This window comes from Brachybacterium sp. J144, from assembly GCF_036321705.1.
Classification (GTDB): domain Bacteria; phylum Actinomycetota; class Actinomycetes; order Actinomycetales; family Dermabacteraceae; genus Brachybacterium.
On the sequence record NZ_JAZDCG010000001.1, the window covers coordinates 311,721 to 333,497 of the forward strand.

Annotated in this window: 19 protein-coding genes; 8 read left to right on the top strand and 11 right to left on the bottom strand. The window is 70.9% G+C overall.

The features are described from left to right. Positions 1 to 30: 30 nt before the first annotated feature. Positions 31 to 1,515 carry a malate:quinone oxidoreductase gene (locus V1260_RS01380; RefSeq protein ID WP_329745002.1) on the bottom strand — a complete coding sequence of 495 codons (1,485 nt, stop codon included), beginning with the start codon at positions 1,513 to 1,515 and terminating at the stop codon, positions 31 to 33. Between the two features lie 82 nt (positions 1,516 to 1,597). Beyond that, a complete protein-coding gene (locus V1260_RS01385) occupies positions 1,598 to 2,338 on the bottom strand; it encodes a DUF624 domain-containing protein (RefSeq protein WP_329745003.1) in 741 nt (246 codons plus the stop codon). An 81-nt stretch (positions 2,339 to 2,419) separates the two neighbouring features. Between V1260_RS01385 and V1260_RS01390 the strand changes: the two genes are divergently transcribed. Then, positions 2,420 to 3,706, top strand: a complete 1,287-nt coding sequence (locus V1260_RS01390; protein WP_329745004.1) for an alpha-L-fucosidase — start codon at positions 2,420 to 2,422, stop codon at positions 3,704 to 3,706. 87 nt (positions 3,707 to 3,793) lie between these two features. On the opposite strand, the gene V1260_RS01395 is transcribed toward V1260_RS01390, so the two are convergent. The 4 genes from V1260_RS01395 to V1260_RS01410 all read right to left on the bottom strand — a co-directional run bounded on the left by V1260_RS01395 (position 3,794) and on the right by V1260_RS01410 (position 9,499). After that, positions 3,794 to 5,542 (bottom strand): extracellular solute-binding protein, encoded by a 1,749-nt coding sequence (locus tag V1260_RS01395; RefSeq protein ID WP_329745005.1) that lies wholly within the window; start codon positions 5,540 to 5,542, stop codon positions 3,794 to 3,796. Between the two features lie 58 nt (positions 5,543 to 5,600). After that, on the bottom strand, positions 5,601 to 7,412 hold the full coding sequence (locus tag V1260_RS01400) for an extracellular solute-binding protein (protein ID WP_329745006.1): 1,812 nt from the start codon (positions 7,410 to 7,412) through the stop codon (positions 5,601 to 5,603). Positions 7,413 to 7,479: 67 nt separating this feature from the next. Further along, positions 7,480 to 8,496 carry an ABC transporter permease gene (locus V1260_RS01405; protein ID WP_329745007.1) on the bottom strand — a complete coding sequence of 339 codons (1,017 nt, stop codon included), beginning with the start codon at positions 8,494 to 8,496 and terminating at the stop codon, positions 7,480 to 7,482. 7 nt (positions 8,497 to 8,503) lie between these two features. Then, a complete protein-coding gene (locus V1260_RS01410) occupies positions 8,504 to 9,499 on the bottom strand; it encodes a carbohydrate ABC transporter permease (RefSeq protein WP_329745008.1) in 996 nt (331 codons plus the stop codon). A 234-nt stretch (positions 9,500 to 9,733) separates the two neighbouring features. Here V1260_RS01410 and V1260_RS01415 point away from each other — a divergent pair, with 234 nt between their 5' ends. Genes V1260_RS01415 through V1260_RS01430 form a run of 4 tightly spaced genes read left to right on the top strand, consistent with a single transcriptional unit; the run spans position 9,734 to position 14,162 of the window. Then, complete coding sequence (locus tag V1260_RS01415; protein ID WP_329745009.1) at positions 9,734 to 11,056, top strand: enolase C-terminal domain-like protein; 1,323 nt, start codon at positions 9,734 to 9,736, stop codon at positions 11,054 to 11,056. Further along, positions 11,040 to 12,335, top strand: a complete 1,296-nt coding sequence (locus V1260_RS01420) for an alpha-L-fucosidase (protein ID WP_329745010.1) — start codon at positions 11,040 to 11,042, stop codon at positions 12,333 to 12,335. Before V1260_RS01415 ends, V1260_RS01420 begins: the two co-directional genes overlap by 17 nt. Beyond that, positions 12,332 to 13,267, top strand: coding sequence for an aldo/keto reductase (locus V1260_RS01425; RefSeq protein WP_329745011.1), 936 nt, complete (start codon positions 12,332 to 12,334; stop codon positions 13,265 to 13,267). The genes V1260_RS01420 and V1260_RS01425 overlap by 4 nt, the downstream gene beginning before the upstream one ends. Beyond that, on the top strand, positions 13,260 to 14,162 hold the full coding sequence (locus V1260_RS01430) for an amidohydrolase family protein (protein WP_329745012.1): 903 nt from the start codon (positions 13,260 to 13,262) through the stop codon (positions 14,160 to 14,162). Before V1260_RS01425 ends, V1260_RS01430 begins: the two co-directional genes overlap by 8 nt. A gap of 55 nt (positions 14,163 to 14,217) precedes the next feature. Here the strand turns inward: V1260_RS01430 and V1260_RS01435 are convergent, their stop codons facing one another. Beyond that, the gene (locus V1260_RS01435) at positions 14,218 to 14,910 is read right to left on the bottom strand and encodes a FadR/GntR family transcriptional regulator (protein ID WP_329745013.1); all 693 of its coding nucleotides are present in this window, start codon (positions 14,908 to 14,910) and stop codon (positions 14,218 to 14,220) included. Positions 14,911 to 15,070: 160 nt separating this feature from the next. After that, positions 15,071 to 15,310: a DUF6458 family protein gene (locus tag V1260_RS01440; protein WP_329745014.1), complete on the bottom strand. Its 240-nt coding sequence runs from the start codon at positions 15,308 to 15,310 to the stop codon at positions 15,071 to 15,073. A 212-nt stretch (positions 15,311 to 15,522) separates the two neighbouring features. Here V1260_RS01440 and V1260_RS01445 point away from each other — a divergent pair, with 212 nt between their 5' ends. The 3 genes from V1260_RS01445 (at position 15,523) to V1260_RS01455 (ending at position 19,577) form a co-directional block, all read left to right on the top strand. Further along, complete coding sequence (locus V1260_RS01445; protein ID WP_329745015.1) at positions 15,523 to 18,105, top strand: ATP-dependent Clp protease ATP-binding subunit; 2,583 nt, start codon at positions 15,523 to 15,525, stop codon at positions 18,103 to 18,105. 111 nt (positions 18,106 to 18,216) lie between these two features. Further along, entirely contained in the window at positions 18,217 to 19,065 is an 849-nt protein-coding gene (locus V1260_RS01450; protein WP_329745016.1) for a DedA family protein, read from the top strand. After that, the gene (locus V1260_RS01455; protein ID WP_329745017.1) at positions 19,062 to 19,577 is read left to right on the top strand and encodes an amino-acid N-acetyltransferase; all 516 of its coding nucleotides are present in this window, start codon (positions 19,062 to 19,064) and stop codon (positions 19,575 to 19,577) included. The genes V1260_RS01450 and V1260_RS01455 overlap by 4 nt, the downstream gene beginning before the upstream one ends. Positions 19,578 to 19,601: 24 nt before the next feature. Here V1260_RS01455 and V1260_RS01460 read toward each other — a convergent pair whose 3' ends face one another. The 3 genes from V1260_RS01460 to V1260_RS01470 all read right to left on the bottom strand — a co-directional run bounded on the left by V1260_RS01460 (position 19,602) and on the right by V1260_RS01470 (position 21,738). Beyond that, positions 19,602 to 20,543 (bottom strand): A/G-specific adenine glycosylase, encoded by a 942-nt coding sequence (locus tag V1260_RS01460; protein ID WP_442878103.1) that lies wholly within the window; start codon positions 20,541 to 20,543, stop codon positions 19,602 to 19,604. Between the two features lie 88 nt (positions 20,544 to 20,631). Then, on the bottom strand, positions 20,632 to 21,039 hold the full coding sequence (gene mscL / locus V1260_RS01465; RefSeq protein WP_329745019.1) for a large conductance mechanosensitive channel protein MscL: 408 nt from the start codon (positions 21,037 to 21,039) through the stop codon (positions 20,632 to 20,634). Between the two features lie 60 nt (positions 21,040 to 21,099). Then, positions 21,100 to 21,738 carry an SAF domain-containing protein gene (locus V1260_RS01470; protein ID WP_329745020.1) on the bottom strand — a complete coding sequence of 213 codons (639 nt, stop codon included), beginning with the start codon at positions 21,736 to 21,738 and terminating at the stop codon, positions 21,100 to 21,102. Positions 21,739 to 21,777 lie beyond the last annotated feature (39 nt).

Consider the following 21,777-nt stretch of genomic DNA (forward strand, 5'->3'; position numbering starts at 1 on the left):
CCTCCTCTGTCGCGGTTGCGCCGCGTCGGCTCAGGGGTGGTCGAGGCCGAGCGAGGCCGCGGTGTGCTCGAGGGAGCGGTGCGCGATGTCGGCGTCGTCCGACAGGCGCGTCCCCCAGCTCGGCACCATCTGGGTGATCGTCGGTCGCCACGCGTCGATCCGCTCGGGGAACATGCGGCCCAGCATGGTGAGCATGATGTCGGTCGCGGTGGACGCGCCGGGGGAGGCGCCGAGCATCCCGCCGATCGACCCGTCGGCCGCGGTGATCAGCTGGGTGCCGAACTGCAGCACCCCGTGCTTCGCCGCATCGGGCGCGATGACCTGCACCCGCTGACCGGCCGTGACCTGCTCCCAGTCGGACTCGCGGGCCGAGGGCATGTACTCCAGCAGCGCCTCGAAGCGCTTCTTCCGGGTGGCCGCGAGCTGCGAGCCGAGGTAGACCATGAGGTCCAGGTTCGGTGGGGCGACCGCCATCATCTGGGTGACGTTCGAAGGCTTCACCGACGCGAAGAGGTCGGTGTAGCTGCCGGTCTTGAGGAACTTCGGTGACCAGCCGGCGTACGGGCCGAACATCAGCGAGCGCTCGCCGCCGATGTAGCGGGTGTCCAGGTGCGGGACGCTCATGGGCGGCGCGCCGACGGCGGCCTTGCCGTACACCTTCGCGTCGTGGCGGTCGATGACCTCGGGGTTCGTGCAGCGCAGCCACTGGCCCGAGATCGGGAAGCCACCGAAGCCGCGGATCTCGTCGATCCCGGACTTCTGCAGCAGCGGCAGGGCGTTGCCGCCCGCGCCGACGAACACGACGGGGGCGCGGAGCACGCGGATCGAGTCGTCGGCCGTGGAGCGCACCATGACGCCCCAGTCGGCGCCGAGGCGGCGCAGGTCCACGACCTCGGAGCGGGTGGAGACGGTGGTGCCGACGCGGCCCGCGAAGTCCAGCAGCTGCCGGGTGAGGGCGCCGAAGTCGACGTCGGTGCCGTCCGGCGACCAGGTCGCGGCGATGGTCTCCGTGACGGGACGCTCGGCGGCGACCAGCGGCGCCCACTCGGCGAGGCGCGCGTGCTCGGTCGTGAACTCCATGCGGTCGAACAGCGGGTTCGCGGTGAGCGCCTCGTGGCGGCGGCGCAGGTAGTCGACGTTGTCGAGGCCGTGCACGAAGCTCATGTGCGGCACGGAGTGGATGAAGGAGGAGGGATCGCCGATGCGGTCGTTCTCCACGAGGTGCGCCCAGAACTGGCGGGACACCTGGAACTGCTCGTTGATGGCGATCGCCTTCGCGGGGCTCACCGAGCCGTCGACGTCCTGCGGCGTGTAGTTGAGCTCGCACAGGGCGCTGTGGCCGGTGCCGGCGTTGTTCCAGCCGTCGCTCGACTCGAGCCCGAGGCCGTCGAGCTTCTCGAGGACCACGATCCGCCAGTCGGGCTGCAGCTCGCTCAGCAGCGCCGCCAGGGTGGCACTGGCTATGCCGCCTCCGATCAGCACCGCATCGGCACGCGTCACGTCCAGGTCAGCCATCTCACTCCGTTCCAGCGTCGAGGTCGCCCCCGGGCGGCGGAGCGGGGCTCCTCGCGCATCCCGGGCGGGCGTGCCGCCCAGCCTATCCCTCCCGGGCGGGCGTCGCGCCCGGCGCTGCGCTCTGGGATGCGGCCTGATCGGCGCCGGGGACGGCGCGCGCCGCAGCTCCCCGATCCAGGTCCTCGAGCAGCACCCGGATCCGGCGCGAGAGCACCGAGACCGCGAGCAGCGCCGAGACGGAGGCGCCGAGCAGCAGGGCGAGCGGCCACACGAGGGAGCACACCACGGCCCAGACGAGCAGCAGCAGTAGCAGGCCGATCGAACGCAGCGGCATCGCCCCCGGCAGCAGCAGCGCGAGCCGCCAGGTGACGAGCAGGTCCTGGCGGCGCACCCGCGGGGCGGCGACGATCACCGCGAGGCTCACGGTCGCCCAGGCGCCGCTCACCGCGGCAAGCACGCCCGTCGCGAGCAGGGCGAGCGGCCCGTCGGACAGCCCCGCCGAGACGGTCCAGAGCATCGATCCGGCACCGGCTTGGACCAGCAGCAGCGGCAGCATCCGGAGGTTCCCTCGCACCAGCTCCTCCCGCCAGGTGGACCACATGCGCGAGACCACGCGGGGTCGCTCCCCGTCGCGCAGCGCGAGCTGGACGTCGGCCGCGGCGCTGCTCGCCGGTCCGATGCCGAGCACGACAAGTCCCAGGAGGGTGAGGGCCAGCCACATGATCCCGGTGAGCAGGAGGGTGAGGAGCAGCTCGATGGCCTCGTTCATGCGGACCGCCCAGCCGGGCATCTCCGTCGGGCCGGCGCGGCGGGTGTCTTCCATGTGAGGCAGGGTACACAGGAGGGTGGGGAGATTCCCGGACGCCCCCTTCCTCAGACACCCGATGTCTGATGGGATGGGCCCATGTCCACTGCTGCACATCCTCCCCTCCTCGCCCCGACTCCCAGCCAGCTCGCCTGGCAACGGGACGGACTCGGCGTGTTCTTCCACGTCGGCGTCAACACCTTCGCGGGCCTCGAATGGTCCGATGGGACGCTGTCCCCGGAGATCTTCGATCCCTCCGATCTCGACACCGACGAGTGGGTGCGCACCGCCGCGCGGCTCGGCGCTCGCTACGTGGTCCTCACCGCCAAGCACCACGACGGGTTCTGCCTGTGGCCGACGGCGACCACCGACTACTCCGTCGCCTCCTCCCCGTGGCGGCAGGGACGCGGCGATCTCGTGCGTGAGCTCGCGGACTCCTGCGCCCGCCACGACATGAAGCTCGGCCTCTACCTCTCGCCGTGGGACCGTCACGATCCCCGGTACGAGGACCCGGCCGCGTACGACGAGCTCTATCTCGCCCAGCTGCGCGAGCTCTGCACGGACTACGGCGAGCTCCATGAGCTCTGGTTCGACGGCGCGGGCTCCGCGGGCCGCGAGTACGACTGGGAGCGGATCGGCGCGCTCATCGCCGAGCTGCAGCCCGGCGCGATGGTCTTCAACATGGGCCCCGCGACGATCCGCTGGGTCGGCAACGAGGACGGCCTCGCCGCGGACCCCGTCGAGTATGTGACCACCAGCGCGGACCTCAACAACTACGACGAGGACACCATCGAGCGGGACGCCCCGCGGTACCTCCCGCCCGAGTGCGACGTGTCGCTGCGCAAGGGCTGGTTCTGGCAGGAGGGGGAGGACCCCAAGTCCCTGCCCCACCTCCTCGCGATCCACGACCGCTCGATCGGCCTGGGGGCGAACCTGTTGTTGAACATCCCGCCGGATCGGCGCGGCCGCATCGATCCGGCCGACGCCGCGAGCGTGCGCGAGCTCGGCACGGCCCTCCGGGCGCGCTTCGGCGCCCCGGTCGTGGGGGAGATGGTCGCCGCGGCCGACGGGACGGTGCGGGTCCGGCTCCCCGAGGGGACGCGTGCCGACCACGTGGAGCTGCGCGAACGGCTCGAGGAGGGCCAGCGCGTGCGCGGGCACCGCGTCCGCACGGCCGACGGCGAGATGCTCGCCGAGGGCCTCACCGTAGGCGTGCGCCGGATCCACCAGCTCGGGGAGGCGCGGACGCTCTCGGAGCTGGTGATCGAGATCGACGGGGACGAGCCCGTGCTCGAGCAGGTGCTCGTGCACGATGCGACCGGGGCGCCGGTGCCGGACCTCGGCGACTTCTACGCCGCGAGCACCGAGCGGCCGGACGCGGGCTGAGCCCGCCCGGGACGACGCAGCGCCCCCGCCCGGACGGACCGGACGGGGGCGCTGTCTTCGGAGCCGGGCTCCGCTGGCGGGTGGCGCTCAGGCGCGCTCGCGGTCCGCCTCGGTGAGGACCTCGAGGTAGCGCTCGAGGCCCGCATTGGTGATCGAGGCGACGTAGGTCTCCCAGTCGGCGTCGTCGTTCGGGTCGAGGTCGCCGAGCACCATCTGCGTCGACACCTGCGCGAAGGCGCTGTCGATGTTGGTGCGCAGCTCGCCGATCTCCGCGGACTGGTTCGCGTCGAAGAAGGGGCTCGCGAACACCGCCGAGAGGTCGTTGCGGTACGGCTCGTACAGCTTGCCGGCGTCGTAGAGCATCGGCTCGATGGAGCTCTCGGGGTCCACCGCCTCGCCGTGCCGGACGTCCATCCCCAGGTTGTAGGGGCCGAACTCGGGCCAGGTGAGGTTCGAGGGGCCGTCCTCACCCTGGGGGATCTTCGTGTAGACGGCGCTCTTCCCGTCGATGCCGAGGTCGTCCGGGCTCGCCCAGGTCCACTGCTCCTCGAGGACTCCGAGGCGCATCTCGAGGGTGGGGAGGAGGCCCAGCTGGAAGTCGGCCCAGCGGACCAGCATCGCGGGATCCTCGCAGGCGTTCGTGATCACGAGGCCGGTCGCATCGCCGTGGGACTCGTTCCAGGGGATGATCGGATCGCCGTTCGGCCCCTTGAAGGGGGCGAGCGGCACGAACTCGCGGTAGCGCGCCGCGGGGTCGGAGTAGTCGATGTCGGCGAACCCACCCTGGGAGCCCATCTGGACCACGCCGGTCTTCGAGCCGGCGGGATCCATCGTAAGGCGCTTGAGCTGGTCGCCGTCCTGCGTGAACGCGTTCGGGTCGAGGAGGCCGTCGGCGACGAAGCGGTGCATCGTGATCAGCACCTGGCGGAACTTCTCGTCGACCGGCGTGTACACGATCTGGTCCCCGTCGCGGCGCAGCCAGTTGACGCCGATGTCCAGGAACGCCGCGCCGATCAGCCCGAACGGGGGCGTCGACTTCTCGCCGCTGAACGGGCGGTACGCCGGGTCGGAGCCCTTGAACGCGATGAGCATCTCCTCGAACTCGTCGAGAGTCGTGGGCTGGGAACTGATCCCCACCTTGTCGAGCGTGGGCTGGTGGACCCAGGTCCGCACCGCCGACGAGGCGCAGTGGTAGCACTGGTTCACAGCGGGCATCGCGTACATGACGCCATCCGGCGCGGTCCAGGTCGCGCGGAGGTCCGGGTTCTGCTCGAAGAGCTCCTGGAGCTGCGGGGCGTACTCGTCGATCAGCTGGTCCAGCGGCTGGAAGAGCCCCTGCTGGCCGTAGACGTACAGCTGCGCCTTCGTGAAGCCGCCCATCCACTCCGGGCCGAGCATGAGCGCATCCGGGAGATCGCCGCTCGAGATGACCGCGTTGACTTTCGGGGCGCCCTCCTCGCCCTGGGGCACGGTCTCGTAGGTGATCTTCACGCCCGTCTTCTCCTCCAGATAGAGGGAGTGGGTGTTCTTCGCGAGGTCGAGGTTCGTCTCGCTCCGGGTGAGGATCGTGAACTCGGCGCCGTCGCCGAAGGGCTCGGACTCCCGTGCCTTCGGGCCGACATAGCCCTCCGGGTACGGGACGCCGTCGATCTCCGGGCCGAGCCCGACCTTGAGCGAGGAAGAGCCCTGCACGTACTCCGCCTGCGGGACGTCGCCGCCGGATCCGCTGGATCCGCCGCCCGAGCAGGAGGCGAGGGCGGCGACGCCGGGCAGCGCGCCGAGGCCGATCAGCAGGCGCCGGCGGTCGAGGAGGGCGGCGGGGGTGGACGTGGTCATGGTGGTCTCCGAGGGGGTGAAGGGGTGGAAGGGGAGCACGGTCGGGGGCGGGGCGGTCTCAGGCCTGGGCGTCGTACGCCGACTGTGTGATCTCGAGATACCTCTCGAGCCCCATGGACGAGAAGGTCTCCACGAAGGCGGTCCAGTCGGCGTCCTTCGAGGCGTCGGCCTTCCCGGTGCCGAAGTTCGCGAAGCTCTGGGTGAGGTGCTGGTTGAGGTTCGCCTCGATCTCGCCGATCTCGGCAGACTGGTCGAGGTCGAAGGCGAGCTCGGGGATCTTGGACTCCTTGGCGATCCGGTAGGGCTCGTACGCCGCCGCCGACTCGTAGAGCGACGGCTCGATCGAGGTGGTGCCCTCCTGGACCGCCTCGCCGTGGCGCTGGCCCATCGACTTGTAGTACGGGCCCCACTCCCACCAGCCGGTGTTCTTCAGCTCGGTACTGCCGGGGACGACCTCGTAGACGGCCTGCTCGCCGTCGATGCCCAGCGTCCCCTCGCCCGCCCACACCCAGCCGGGGCCCTCCTGGCCGCGGCCCATCGCGGTCGTGAGGCTCAGCTCGAACTGGTAGTCGGCCCAGCGGATCATCGTCACGGGATCCTGGCAGGAGCTCGTGATGACGAAGTTCGGGGACCCGATCGAGTACCACTCCCAGTCGGTCGTGCGCACGCCGCGGGGGCCCTCCATCGGCGGCAGAGGCACCATGATCGCGGCGGGGTTGCTGGGATCCGACGGGTCTGCGGCGGAGCTGAACGAGCCCTGCGAGTTGCCGTAGGTGACGCCGAGCTGGGGCCCCTCGGGGGCGTCGGCGAGACGCTTGATCTGTTCCTCGGTGGCGGAGAACATCGCGGTGTCGAAATGCCCCTTCGAGAACTGCTCCTGGATCCAGATCATCCCCTCGCGGTACTCGTCGAGGGTGGGCAGCCAGGTGACCTTCCCGTCGCGCAGCAGGCGGCTGTCGGCGGAGATCTCGAGGAAGGAGCCGAGGAAGAAGGTGAACAGGCTCGTGACGGTGTCGGAGGTGGTGGTGACGAGCTGCGAGGAGGAGGTTCGCGAGGGCAGGCCCTTCCACTCCGCGAGCAGGGCGTCGAAGTCGTCGAGGGTCTGCGGCACCTCTGCCCCGACCTCGGTCAGCCAGTCGGTGTTGTACCAGGTGCGGACGGAGCCGATCTTGCAGTGGTAGCAGTCGTTCATCGACGGGACGGCGTACATGCGGCCGTCGGGCGAGGTGAACAGCGAGCGCATGTCGGGGAAGGTCTCGAACATCTCGCGGATGTGCGGGGCGTGCTCGTCGATGAGCTGGTCCACGGGCTGGAAGAGGCCCTGCTGGCCGTACACCGCGACCTGCGAGGTGCTGAACAGGCCCATGCCGGTCATCATCGCGTCGGGCAGATCGCCCGCGGAGAGGATCGCGTTGACCTTCGTCTGGCCGTCCTCGCCGAGCGGCACCTCGAGGTACTCGACCTTCACGCCGGTCTTCTCCTCGACGAGCCCGGCGTAGTAGTTGGTGGAGTAGTCGAGGTCCGGGATGGTGCGGCCCAGGATCGTGAAGGTGATCTCGCCGTCCCCGAAGGGCTCGAGCTGCCGGGCCCGCGGCCCCTGATACCCCTCGGGGTAGAGCACTCCCTCGATCTCGGGACCGAGCTCGACCTGCAGCGGGGCGCTGCCCTGCTCGTAGTCGGCTCCGCCGCCCCCGTCGCCGCCGCTCCCGCCGGAGTCGGAGCAGGCCGCGAGGGCGCCGGAGCCGGCCACGAGGGCGGCGCCGCCGAGACCGGCGCGGGCGAGGAAGCCGCGCCGGGTCGTGCCCGGCGCCTGATCGGGGACGGTCCCGCTGCCGGGCAGCGAGGGGGTCGGATCGGTGGGTGCGGTCATGGCGGAGCTCCTGACGACGATGTCCGGTGTGCTGGTGAGGGTCGGCCAGGGCCTCCGGCCGGGAGGATCAGAACAGGCCGGCCTTCGTGACGCGGCGCGAGAAGGCGTTGACGGCGATGAGGAGGAGGAGGCCGACGACGCTGCGGAAGAGGCCGATCGCGGTGGCGTAGCTGTATTGGGGGATGGGGCTCTTGAGGCCGACCTCGTAGACGTAGGTGTCGATCACCTGGGAGGTGGTGAGGTTCAGCGGGTTCTGCATGAGCAGGACCTTCTCGAAGCCGACCGACATGATCGAGCCGACCGAGAGGATCAGGAGCACCATGGCGATCGGCATGATCGCGGGGAGGTCTATGTGCCACATGCGGCGGAGGTGGCTCGCGCCGTCGACCTTGGCGGCCTCGTGCAGCTCCGGCGGGATGGAGGAGAGGGCGGCGAGGTAGATGATCGCGCTGAACCCGGCGGTCTGCCAGACCCCCGACCAGACATAGGTGTGGCGGAACCACTGCGGGTCGGTGAGGAAGGCGGGCGGGTCGATGCCCAGCAGGGAGAGCGCGTGAGGCACGATGCCGGTCTGCGGGTCCAGGAGCATCACGAGGATGCCGACGACCACGACGACGGAGATGAAGTTCGGGGCGTAGGTGATGAGCTGGACGACGCGCGAGAAGTACTTCTGGCGGATCCCGTTCAGCGCGAGTGCGAGGATGATCGGGACGGGAAATCCAGCGATCAGCTCGTAGAACGCGAGGACGAGCGTGTTGCGGATCAGGGGCCAGAAGTTGTAGCTCTCGACGAAGCGCTCGAAGTGCTTCATCCCGACCCACTCGGAGCCGGTGATGCCGCCGACGGGGGTGAAGTCGCGGAACGCGATCTGGATGCCGTACATGGGCCAGTAGGCGAAGATCGCGACCCACAGGATCGCAGGGATGAGCAGCAGGTACAGCTGCCAGGAGCGGAGGATCCGCTGAGAGAGCGGCCGCTTTCGCTGGGGGAGGACGGGCGGGGCGTCCTTGCCGCGGCGGCGCCTCGGGGTGTCGTCGACGCGGAGCTGGTCGACGAACGATGCCTGGGACTGGTCGGTGGTCATCGGTGTCTCAACCCTTCAGGGAGCCGATCATCATGCCCTTGACGAAGTGCTTCTGCACGAACGGGTAGGCGATGAGCGGGGGGACGGACGCGATGATGATCAGCGCGTACTTGAGCTTGTCCGCGAGCTGCTGCATCGCGGCGATCCTGGTCGGGTCGGCGTTGGCCATCTTCGAGGGGTCGAAGGTGTTCTCCAGGAGGATGTTCCGCATGACGAGCTGGAGCGGGTACAGCGACTCGTCGGTGAGGTAGATGAGGCCGTTGAAGTACGCGTTCCATGTGGCGACGCCGTACAGCAGCAGGTTCACGGCGATGATCGGCTTGGACAGCGGAATCACCACCTGCGCGAAGAAGCGCAGGTCGTTCGCGCCGTCCAGGCGGGAGCACTCGAGCAGCTCGTGGGGGATGGTGACCTGGAAGAAGGTGCGGGTCACGATGAGCTGCCAGACGCTGACGGCGCCGGGCAGGATCATCGCCCAGATGGTGTTGAGCATCCCGAGGTCCTTGACCACGAGATAGGTGGGGATCATGCCGCCGGAGAACATCATGGTCAGCACGAAGATCATGGTGATCGGGCCATTGCCGACGAGGTCCCTGCGCGAGAGGGCGTAGCCGCCCATCAGGGTCACGGCGGTGCCCACGAGCATCGCGGCCCCGGAGTACAGCAGCGAGTTGAAGAAGCCGCGGGTGATCGCGGGGTAGTCGAGGACCGCCTGGTAGGCGTCGAGGCTGAACCCGACCGGCCACAGCCACATCTCCCCGGAGATCACCGCCGTCGGATCGGAGAACGACGCGCTGACGATGTAGACGAACGGGTAGACGATCGTGAGCGTGAACAGGCACAGCAGCGTCAGCATGATCGCGTGCAGGATCTTGTCCGACCGGGGCTCCCGGATGCGGCGGGGGGACGCCGTGGGGGCGTCCGGTGGTGCGACTGCGGTCTCGACGGCCATCGTTGTCCCATCTCTCTCCAGACCCTCCTCGTCGAGGGTCGGCGACATCATGACACAGGTCCGAGGTCTTGCCAACGTCGGTGCCCGGGGCGTGGGATGACCATGCCGACCCTTCGGGCGGAAAGCCGGAATTCTCCGCTCAATCCGGAGATGCCACCCTTCGGCGATGGACTCGCCGGCGAAACCGAGCCAGAGTTGTCCGATGTTTCGGCGAGCTCTACACTCCAAGACATCCGATCACTGGCGGTCTTCTGCACGCCGTGACCATCTGGCCCTGGAGACGCGATGACCACCCCCAGCACCCTGATCGACCTCCGCGTGAGCGACGTCCGCTTCCCGACCTCCCGGGACCTCGACGGTTCCGACGCGATGAACCCCGACCCCGACTACTCCGCGGCCTACGTCGAGCTCCTCACCAGCGACGGCGACGCCGGCTACGGGTTCGTGTTCACGATCGGCCGCGGCAACGACGTGCAGTGCGCCGCGATCGACGCTCTCCGTGGGCATGTCGTCGGGCGCGACGTCGAGACGCTGCTCGCGGATCTCGGCGGCTTCTCCCGCGAGCTGGTCGGCGACTCGCAGCTGCGCTGGCTCGGCCCGGAGAAGGGTGTCATGCACATGGCGATCGGGGCCGTGGTCAACGCCGCCTGGGACCTGAGGGCGCGCCGCGCGGGCCTGCCGCTGTGGAAGCTGCTCGCGACCATGACCCCCGAGGATCTCGTGGACCTCGTCGACTTCCGCTATCTCACCGACGCGCTCACCCGCGAGGAGGCGCTCGAGATCCTGCGCCGCGGCGCGGTGGGCAAGGCGGAGCGGATCACCGCCCTCGAGGCTCACGGCGTCCCCGCATACACCACGACCCCCGGCTGGCTCGGCTACAGCGACGAGAAGCTCGTGCGCCTCCTGCGCGAGGCACGCGACGAGGGCTTCCGGATGGTCAAGCTCAAGGTCGGCGCCGACGTCGAGGACGACGTGCGCCGCCTGCGCCTGACCCGCGAGACGCTCGGGGAGGACTTCCCCGTCGCGACCGACGCGAACCAGCGCTGGGACGTCGCCGACGCGATCGCCTGGCTCGAGCGGCTCGCGCCCTTTCGCCCCGCCTGGATCGAGGAGCCGACGAGCCCCGACGACGTCCTCGCCCACGCCGCGATCCGCCGCGCCGTCGCCCCGCTGCCCGTCGCGACCGGCGAGCAGATGCAGAGCCGCATCGTCGCGAAGCAGCTGCTGCAGGCCGGCGCCGTCGACGTGCTCCAGCTGGACGCCGCCCGCGTCGGCGGCGTCAACGAGAACCTGGCCATCCTGCTGCTCGCCGCGAAGTTCGACGTGCCCGTCTGCCCGCATGCGGGCGGGGTCGGCCTCTGCGAGCTGGTCCAGCACTACGCCTTCCTCGACGCCGCGGTCATCGCGGGGGAGCGGGAGGACCGCTTCATCGAGTACGTGCACCACCTCCACGAGCACTTCGAGGACCCCGTGGTGATCGTCGACGGCAGCTACCGTGCCCCGTCCCTGCCCGGGGCGAGCGCCCGCATGCTCCCCGACTCCCTCGCGCCGCACCTGTTCCCGGACGGCGCCGTCTGGAAGGATCCCCACCATGTCCTCGCCGTCTGAGTCCTCCGTCGCCTGGTTCGACGAGGCCCGCTTCGGGCTGTTCATCCACTTCGGGCTGTACGCGATACCGGCCCGCCACGAGTGGGTCATGTCGCGCGAGCTTCGCGATCCCGACGAGTACGCCCGCTATGCCGAGGAGTTCGACCCCGACCGCTTCGACGCGGCGGACCTCGCCCGCACCGCCCGCGCGGCCGGCATGCGCTACGCCGTCCTCACCACCAAGCACCACGAGGGGTTCAGCCTCTTCGAGACCGCGCACAGCGACTACTCCGCCCCGGCGGTCTGCGGCCGCGACCTGGTGCGCGAGTTCGTCGACGCGATGCGGGCCGAGGGGCTGCGCGTCGGCCTCTACCACTCGCTCATCGACTGGCACCATCCCGACTTCACGATCGATGAGCACCACCCGCTGCGCGGCCGTGACGACGTCGACGCGCTGAACGCGACCCGCGACATGGACCGCTACCGCGCCTTCCTCCACGCCCAGGTGCGGGAGCTGCTCACCGGCTACGGGCAGATCGACTATCTCTTCTTCGACTTCACCTATCCCGGGCCACACGGCAAGGGGCCTGAGGACTGGGACGCCGAGGCGCTGCTCGCGATGGTGCGCGAGCTGCAGCCGGGCTGCCTCGTCAACGACCGGCTCGGGCTCCCCGGCGACCTCGTCACGCCCGAGCAGTACCAGCCCGCCGCGCCGATGCGCGACGAGCAGGGCGAGCTCGTGCGATGGGAGGCGTGTCAGACCCTCAACGGCTCCTGGGGGTACGACCGCGACAACCTCGACCACAAGAGCCCGGACCTGCTGGCTCGGATGCTCGTCGACTCCGTCGCGAAGAACGGGAACCTGCTGCTGAACATCGGGCCCGACGGCCGCGGCGCCCTCACCCCCGTCGACCGGGCGACGCTCGGCGCGCTCGGGGAGTGGATGGCGCTGCACGGCGACTCCGTGCACGGCGCCGGACCGGCCGACGGCGTCGACGCGCCGCAGGGCACCCTGCTCACCCGCCGCGGCGACCGCCTCTACGTCCACCTCACGGCCTGGCCGATGCAGCACCTGCACGTGCGCGGCCTCGCGGGGCGGGTCCGCTTCGCGCGGCTGCTGCACGACGGCTCCGAGGTGCCCTTCGAGACCATCGACCCGGAGCGGCGGGCCTGGAACACCACCGCCCGCGGCCTGGGCGCCGACGTCGTGACGTTCACGCTGCCGATCCGCCGCCCCGACGTGCTGCTGCCCGTCCTCGAGATCCGACTCGACGCCCCCGATGAAGGAGCGATGCGATGACCCCCGCCGCCCGCCTGCCGGAGCTCGGCTTCGGCGCCGCCCAGCTCGGCAACATCTTCCGTGTGACCACTGACGAGGAGGCGCGCGGCGCGGTCGACGCCGCCTGGGAGGGCGGGCTGCGGATGTTCGACACCGCCCCGCACTACGGCGTCGGCACGAGCGAGCGCCGTCTCGGCGCGCTCCTGCGGGACCGGCCCCGCGACGAGTACGTGCTCTCCACCAAGGTCGGCCGGCTCCTCGTCCCCGGCCCCGGCACCGGCGACGACATGGCCCACGAGTTCGCCGTCCCCGACGACCTCGTCCGGCGGTGGGACATGAGCGAAAAGGGGGTGCGGGCGAGCCACGAGCAGTCCCTCGAGCGCCTCGGCCTCGACCGCGTCGACGTGCTCTACCTCCACGACCCCGAGGAGGGGCCCGTCGACCAGGGCATCGAGGAAGCGCTCCCCGCCCTCGCCGCGATGCGCGAGGAGGGGCTGATCAGCCACGTCGGCGTCGGCTCGAAGAACGCGGACGTCCTCACCCGCGCCGTCCGCACCGGGCTGCTCGACGTGGTCATGCTCTCCGGCCGCTACACGCTGCTCGAGCAGCCCGCCGCCGCCGAGCTGCTGCCCGCCTGCCTCGAGCACGACGTGCAGGTCGTGGCCGTCTCGGTGTTCAACTCCGGGATCCTCTCCCGTCCCGAGGTGCCCCAGGACTCCCACTACGAGTACGGGCAGGCGCCGACGGAGATGCTCGAGCGGGCCCGGGAGCTCGCCGCGCTCGCCGTCCGGCACGGCGTCGAGCTGCCGGACCTCGCCCTGCAGTTCCCGCGTCGCCACCCCGCGATCGGCTCCGTAGTGCTCGGCATGCGGACCGGGGCCCAGGTCCGCCAGAACCTCGAGCGGTTCCACCGGGAGATCCCCGCGGCGCTGTGGGAGGAGCTCGGTGCCTGATCACGCAGGTCTCACGGACACCCACCTGCACCTGTGGGACCTCTCCGGCGGCGGCTACGGATGGCTCGCGGGAGCGCCTGAGGGTCTGCGTCGCGATGTGCGCTGGGAGGACGTCGCCCCGCAGCTCGCCGCCGTCGGTGTGCGCCGCCTAGTGCTGGTCCAGGCCGACGACACCCGCACGGACACCCTCGCGATGCAGGCCGCCGCCGAGCGGATCGAGGCGGGGACGATCCGCGGCGGCAGCGGCGGGGTCGAGCGGGTCGACGTGGTGGCCTGGCTGCCGCTCGACGACCCGCACGAGGTCGCCCAGCTGCTCGACGACCCCGCGGCGATGCACCGCGTCGTCGGCGTGCGGCACCTCGTGCACGACGACCCCGACCCGGGCTTCCTCGACCGGGCGACGGTGCGCCGCTCCCTGCAGCTGCTTGCCGCCCGCGGCCTGCCCCTTGACGTCCCCGACGCCTACCCCCGCCACCTGCGGCAGGCGACGCGGGTCGCCCGCGAGGTCCCCGGGCTCGTGGTCGTCCTCGACCATCTCGCCAAGCCGCCCTTCGGGGACGCCGCGGCGATGCGCCAGTGGGAGGAGCAGCTGCGCGAGGCCGCGGAGGTGCCCACGGTCGTCGCGAAGGTCTCGGGGCTGTCCACGAGCGGTCTCGGTCCCGGCCCGGGGGACGTGGCGCGGGTGCTCGAGGTCGCGCTCGACGCCTTCGGGGCGCAGCGGCTGATGTTCGGCTCGGACTGGCCGATCGCCCCCGTGCCTCTCGACCTGCGCTCCGGCGTACAGGAGCTGCTCGACGCGGTGGATGCGCTCGAGGAGCCGGCCCGCTCCCAGCTGCGGCAGCGGACGGCGGAGGGCGTCTATCGACGCGTCGAGGGGCAGACGACCTCACGCTAGGCAGGGGGCGCCGGAGGGGCGGCGCACGCGTCTGCGATGCCCGCGTGCCCCGCGGTCAGCCGGCGTCGGCGCCCCGCTGGATCCAGGACTCCACCGCGGCGATGTGCGCCGCCGTGTGGACCCGGGCCAGATCCGCCCGGCCCGCCCGCAGCGCATCGAGGATGCGACGGTGCTCGGCGAGGGTGCTCTCCACCGCCGAGTCCTCGGTCAGCCCGCGCCAGACCCGCGCGCGGGCGGTCGCCGAGGCGAGTCCCTCGAGCATCGAGGAGAGGTATGCGTTGGGGCAGTGGGAGATGATCCGCTGGTGGAAGGCGAGATCGGCCTCGACCAGCTCCTCGACCGAGGAGTGCTCGGAGATGTCCACCATCAGCTGTTCGAGATCGGCGAAGTCCTCGTCGCCCAGGTGCGCGCAGGCCTGCTCCACCGCGACCGGCTCCAGCAGTCGGCGCACCTCGAGGATCTGCCCCTCGGCCGAGCCCTGGTGGAGGTCCAGCATGAAGGCGAGGGACTCGACCAGCAGCTCGGGGGCGAGCGAGGTGACATAGGTGCCGTCGCCCTGCCGGACGTCCAGCACCCGGATCACGGAGAGCGCCTTGACCGCCTCGCGCAGGGAGTTCCGGCTGACCCCCACGCGCTCCGCGAGCTCCTTCTCGGGCGGGAGCCGATGTCCGGGGCCGAGCTCGCCCACGAGGATCATCTGCTTGATGGCGTCGATCGCCCGATCCGTCACCGCATGCGTCGTGGCCATCCGCGCCGTCCTCCCTGGGGTGCTGCTGGGTGTGCTCGAGGCGCGCGCTGCGCTGCCGGGCACTGTCCGACGAGCCTAGTCGAGCACGACGGCCCGTGTCCGGGAGGACACGGGCCGTCGTGGCTGGTCGAGAGGGTGTGCTCGGGCCGAGCGTTCCGGCTCAGACGACGGGAGGATCCCGACGCTCGGAGACCGAACCGTTCGGTGAGGACTGCGTGCTCACCACGGTGCGGCGCGACTTCAGCGCGAGCAGGAGGCCCACGACGAAGAGGATCGCGCCGGCGACCATGAGGATCGTGCCGAGCGTGCCGGAGTCGAGTCCGGGGAGGTCGAACTCGAGGGCGAAGCGCGCGATGGCTCCGAGGACGAACAGGATGATGCCGCCGACGATGGCGCCCATGGTGTGCTCCTAGCGGTGGGGGGCGGGGAAGGGGTGCTGCGATGACCGCGGGGGCGGTCTCCGGCATCGTACGGCCGGGGCCCGTCCCGGGGTGGGAGAACGGCCGATGCGCGCCCGTGTCACCGGCCGTCACGCCCGCGGCGAACAGACGGGGAATCCCCGGGGATCGCGCGTACTCTCGATCCATCACCACCACCGGACGGGGGAGGACCATGTTCGAACGCTTCACCGATCGCGCCCGCCGCGTCGTCGTCCTGGCTCAGGACGAGGCACGGCTGCTGAACCACAACTACATCGGCACCGAGCACATCCTGTTGGGCCTGATCCACGAGAACGAGGGTGTGGGCGCGAAGGCGCTCGAGGCCCTCGGGGTCACGCTCGACGCCGTGCGCGAGCAGGTCCGGGACATCATCGGCGAGGGCAACCAGACCCCCTCGGGCCACATCCCGTTCACCCCGCGCGCCAAGAAGGTGCTCGAGCTGAGCCTGCGCGAGGCGCTGCAGCTGGGCCACAACTACATCGGCACCGAGCACATCCTGCTCGGCCTGCTGCGCGAGGGCGAGGGCACCGCGGTCAAGGTGCTCTCGCGCCTCAAGGCCGAGCCGTCGGCCGTGCGCCAGGAGGTCATCGAGCGCCTCTCGGGCTACCAGGGCAAGGAGCCGGCGACCGCCGGCGGCCCCGCCGAGGGTCAGCCCGCGGGCTCCCTCGTACTCGACCAGTTCGGTCGCAACCTCACCCAGGCCGCCCGCGAGGGCAAGCTCGACCCGGTCATCGGCCGCGAGGCCGAGGCGGAGCGCGTCATGCAGGTGCTCAGCCGCCGCACCAAGAACAACCCGGTGCTGATCGGCGAGCCCGGCGTGGGCAAGAGCGCCGTGGTCGAGGGCCTGGCCCAGTCGATCGTGGCCGGCGACGTCCCCGAGACCCTCAAGGACAAGCAGCTCTACACCCTCGACCTCGGCTCCCTGGTCGCCGGTTCCCGGTACCGCGGCGACTTCGAGGAGCGCCTGAAGAAGGTGCTCAAGGAGATCCGTACCCGCGGCGACATCATCCTGTTCATCGACGAGATCCACACCCTCGTCGGAGCCGGTGCCGCCGAGGGCGCGATCGACGCCGCCAGCATCCTCAAGCCGATGCTCGCCCGTGGCGAGCTGCAGACCATCGGGGCGACCACCCTCGAGGAGTACCGCAAGCACATCGAGAAGGATGCCGCCCTCGAGCGCCGCTTCCAGCCGATCCAGGTGGGCGAGCCCTCGGTGTCCCACACCGTCGAGATCCTCAAGGGCCTGCGCGACCGCTACGAGGCGCACCACAAGGTGACCATCACCGACAGCGCCCTCGTCGCCGCCGCGAACCTCGCCGACCGCTACGTCAACGACCGCTTCCTGCCGGACAAGGCGATCGACCTGATCGACGAGGCCGGCGCCCGCCTGCGGATCCGTCGCCTCACCGCCCCGCCGGAGCTCAAGGCCTTCGACACTCGCATCGAGGAGACGCGGAAGAAGAAGGAGGAGGCGATCGACGGGCAGGACTTCGAGCTCGCCGCGAGCCTCCGCGACGAGGAGCAGAAGCTCAAGACCGAGCGGGACGAGAAGGAGAAGGCCTGGCGGCACGGCGAGTCCGATGCGGTCACGACCGTCTCCGAGGAGACCATCGCCGAGGTGCTCGCCGCCGCGACCGGCATCCCGATCGTGAAGCTCACCGAGGAGGAGTCCTCGCGACTGCTCCACATGGAGGACGAGCTGCACAAGCGGGTCATCGGCCAGGACGAGGCCATCAAGGCGCTCTCGCAGGCGATCCGCCGCACCCGTGCCGGGCTCAAGGACCCCAAGCGCCCCGGCGGCTCGTTCATCTTCGCGGGGCCCACGGGCGTCGGCAAGACAGAGCTCGCCAAGGCGCTCGCCGAGTTCCTCTTCGGTGACGAGGAGTCCCTCATCCAGCTGGACATGTCCGAGTTCGGTGAGAAGCACACCGCCTCGCGCCTGTTCGGCTCGCCCCCCGGCTACGTCGGGTACGACGAGGGCGGCCAGCTCACCGAGAAGGTGCGCCGCAAGCCGTTCTCCGTGGTGCTCTTCGACGAGGTGGAGAAGGCCCATGTGGACATCTTCAACTCGCTGCTGCAGATTCTTGAGGACGGCCGCCTCACCGACTCGCAGGGTCGCACGGTCGACTTCAAGAACACCGTGATCATCATGACCACCAACCTCGGCACCCGGGACATCGCCAAGGGCGTGTCGATGGGCTTCACCGCCGGCGGCGACCTCTCCACCGACTACGAGCGGATGAAGTCGAAGGTCCATGAGGAGCTCAAGCAGCACTTCAAGCCCGAGTTCCTCAACCGCGTCGACGACGTGGTGGTCTTCCCGCAGCTGTCGCAGCCCGAGATCGTCCAGATCGTCGACCTGATGATCGGGAAGCTCGAGACGCGTCTCGCGGAGAAGGACATGGCGATCGAGCTGACCGACGGCGCCAAGAAGCTCCTCGCGGAAAAGGGGTACGACCCCGTCCTCGGTGCCCGTCCGCTGCGGCGCACGATCCAGCGCGACATCGAGGACACGCTCTCCGAGAAGATCCTCTTCGGGCAGGTCCACGTGGGCGACACGATCGTCGTGGACGCCGAGGGCGAGGGTCTGCTGGGCGAGCTCACCTTCGCGCGCCGCGACGGCGAGGGCCGCCTCGCGGCGATCTCCGACACCGTCGATCTCGAGCAGATGACGCAGGCCCGGGCCGACGAGGTCTCCCTGCCGGACGCCTCGGGCTCGGAGGAGTCCGATCCGGCGGAGGCCAGCGCCTCCTGACCCCGGAGGAGCCGGCCCCCGCCCCATGATGGAGCGGGGACCGGCTCCTCGTCCCAGCCGCCGCTGTCCCGTCGATGCGGGGGAGCCAGATCTCGCGGACGGAGGAGTCGCATGGGCGGATTCGTCGAGTGGGTGCTGTCCCTGACCGGTCAGGTCGAGGACTGGATCCTGCAGGTGGCCGACGCCTGGTGGATCCACGGCGTCGTCTACCTCTTCGCCGCTCTCGACGGGTTCTTCCCCACGGTCCCCAGCGAGTCGACCATCGTCACCCTCTCCTCGCTGTGGTCGAGCTCGGGCCAGCCATCGATCCTCCTGATCGGGATCGCCGCCTGGGCCGGGGCCTGGACCGGTGACAACCTCGGCTACCTCCTGGGGCGCAAGATCGGGGCCGAGCGGTTCCGGTTCCTGCGGGAGGGCAAGGGCCGGGCAGCCGTCGAGGCCGCCGAGCGCGGGCTCGAGAAGCGCGCCCTGGTCTTCCTGATGACCGCCCGCTACATCCCCTTCGGCCGTACCGCCGTGAACCTCGTCGCGGGCGCTGTGCACTATCCGCACCACCGCTTCTGGCCGCGCTCGCTGCTGTCCACCTTCGTGTGGGCGGTGTACTCCTGCGCGATCGGCGCTGTGGCCGGAGCCTGGTTCGAGGACAACCACCTGTTGGCGATCTCGGTCGCGCTGGTCGCCGCGGTGGTCATGGCCCTCGTGGTCGAACGCCTGATCAACGCCCTGCACCGGGTCCTGGACCGCCGCGCCACCCGGCGCGCTTCTGCCGGTCGGTCCGCCGGCGCCGCCGACGCGGAGGCCGCCGCAGACGAGAAGCCTGCGGAGCAGTCCACCACCGCGGAGCACCCCGCCCGCGCGGAGCATTCCGCTGCCGCGGAGCAGCTCGCCGCCGCAGAGCGGGCGCCCGCCGCCGGGTCGCCCGCAGAGCCCGTCCGTTCCCGCGAGGAGCCCACCGCATGAGCATTGTGGTCCGTCCCGCCCGTCCCGCCGACGTCCGCGGCATCGACGCGCTCGTCGAGCCGATGGCGACCGCGGGGATCCTGCTGGGCAAGGACCTGGTCTCGTACTACGAGGCGGTCCAGGAGTTCCTCGTCGCCGTCGACGAGGAGACCGGGCGGATCCTCGGCTGCGGGGCGCTGCACGTGATGTGGGAGGACCTCGGGGAGGTCCGCACCCTCGCCGTCCACGAGGACCAGCGCGGCACCGGGCTGGGGCACAGGCTGCTCGACCATCTCCTCGAGCGCGCCCGGGAGCTGGGCCTGCAGCGGGTCTTCTGCCTCACCTTCGAGGTCGAGTTCTTCGCCCGCCACGGCTTCGAGGTGATGGCCGAGGCGGTCGACCCCGAGGTCTACAGCCAGCTGTTGCGCTCCCTCGACGAGGGCATCGCCGAGTTCCTCGACCTGGCCCGGGTCAAGCCCAACACCCTCGGCAACACCCGCATGATCCGGCACCTCGAGCCGACCTCGGCCTGAGCCCAGTCCCAGCGCCGGGACCCCTCATGGCAGGCGCAGCGCCGAGCCCTCCCGCACCGCGAGACCGTCGGCGACGAGGGAGTCCCGGCACCGGGCGACCCGTGCGGGATCCGCCGGGTCTAGGCGGTCGAGGTCGGCGCTCTCCACCTGGCTCGCACCCCGCAGCGCGGCCATGATCTTCCCGCGCATCTCCCGGTCGGTGCCGGCGAAGGCCTGGCGGGGCCGCGCCTCACCCTCCGGGGCCGCAGGACGTCCGGCGGCGACCCAGGCGCAGCGGCCGTCGGCGAGGGGGCACTGCGCGCAGCGCGGGGCGCGGGCGGTGCACACGAGGGCGCCGAGCTCCATCACGGCCTGGTTCCAGGCGACCGACTGCTCCCGGGCTTCGGGGAGCACCGCGGTCGCGAGACGTCGCTCCGCGGCCGAGTAGCTGGGGGCGGGCAGGGCGCGCCCGGTCGCGGCTCGCGCCAGGACCCGGCGGATGTTGGTGTCGACGACCACGGCACGGTCGTGATGGGCGAAGGCGGTGACGGCGGCCGCGGTGTACTCGCCGATCCCGGGCAGCGCGCGCAGCGCCTGCTCGCCGCGGGGCACGACCCCGCCGTGCTCGCGGACGATCGCCCGGGCGCACTCCTGCAGCCGCAGTGCGCGGCGCGGGTAGCCGAGGCGGTCCCAGGCGCGCAGCACCTCGGCGGTCGGCGCATCGGCGAGGTCGGCCGGATGCGGCCACCGCTCCATCCACTCGAGCCAGCGTGGCAGGACCCGCACTACCGGGGTCTGCTGCAGCATGATCTCGGAGACGAGGATCGCCCAGGGCGAGGCCTCGGGGGAGCGCCAGGGAAGATCTCGGGCCTGCTCCGCGAACCAGGAGATGACCGCCTCCACCGACCCGGCGGTGAGCGCAGCAGGCGCGGCCGGATCGACGGCGGGAGCGGCGGGGGAACGGGGCACCTCGGGACCGTACCCCATGGCGGGGCCTGGGACGCGCCGGGAGACACAACGACGGGGCGGCACCGTGCGGTGCCGCCCCGTCGGGGTGGGTGCTGATCGGGGTGGATCAGACCTGCGGGTTCTGCGCCTTGAGCAGGTCGCGGATCTCGGAGAGCAGGACGACGTCCTCGGGGGCTGCCTCGACCTCCTCGTCCACGTTCCTCTTGCGGTTGGCGACCTCGCGGGCCTTGGTCATCGGCATGACGAAGACGAAGTAGACGACGGCCGCGGTGATCAGGAAGGTGATGATCGCGGAGATGACGGCGCCGAAGTTGACGAAGGTCGCCTCGTTGTTCTCGAAGATGTGGACGCCGAAGCCGCCGACGGAGTCGGCACCGCCCGCCGCGGCGACGACGGGGTTGATGAGGTTGTCGACGAAGGCGGTGACCAGGGCGGTGAACGCTCCACCGATCACGACACCGACCGCGAGGTCGATGACGTTGCCCTGCATGACGAAGTCCTTGAAGCCCTTCATGGCGGGTTTCCTTACTGGTTCGGGGGTTCGGGAGAGGTGCTTTCGCGACCCGTGGGAACTTTATCCGATGACTGAGACGCTGATGCTTCCCTCGGCGACTGCGCTGGCCACGCGGGCCGTGTCTCGTCGGTCGAGGACCACGAGCACCTGCACGGCTCCCGCCGAGGTGCTTCTCGTCACGGCCTCCATCCCCACCGCCTCGCTCGGCGCCTCCAGGACGGTCGCCGGCACGCCCCGCGGCGCGGGATCGAGGGCGCTCGCGGTCTGCAGCTCGAGCCGTGCGCCGGCTCGCAGATGTGGGGTGAGGACCGCGGGGGCCGGCACGGCGAGCAGTGCCGAGCCCTCGGGGACGATCGTAGAGTCGGTTCGGTCCTCGAGCATCCCCTCCAGCAGCGGGGTGCCCGCCGAGAGGGGGATCAGGGTCTCGCGGCCGGCAAGCTCGTCCACGGAGGCGAGGGCACCGGCCGGCACCAGCTCGACGGCGAGCCGCTCGGTGCGGAGATCCTCCCGCTGCAGCTGCTCACCTGCCGCGGCATCCCGGTGCAGGACCAGCACCTCGACGCCCCGGTGGGACACCGGGACCAGGGCGGGCAGCAGCAGTGCCCCGGCGAGGGCGAGGCACAGCACCGTCAGCAGACGGCGACGCCGACGGAGTGCGCGGTGCCAGTGGGGGAGGCGGGCGAGAAGTCGCGAGAGCATGCCCCGACGCTAGGGCGCGCTCGGGCTCGGGGCAGGGTG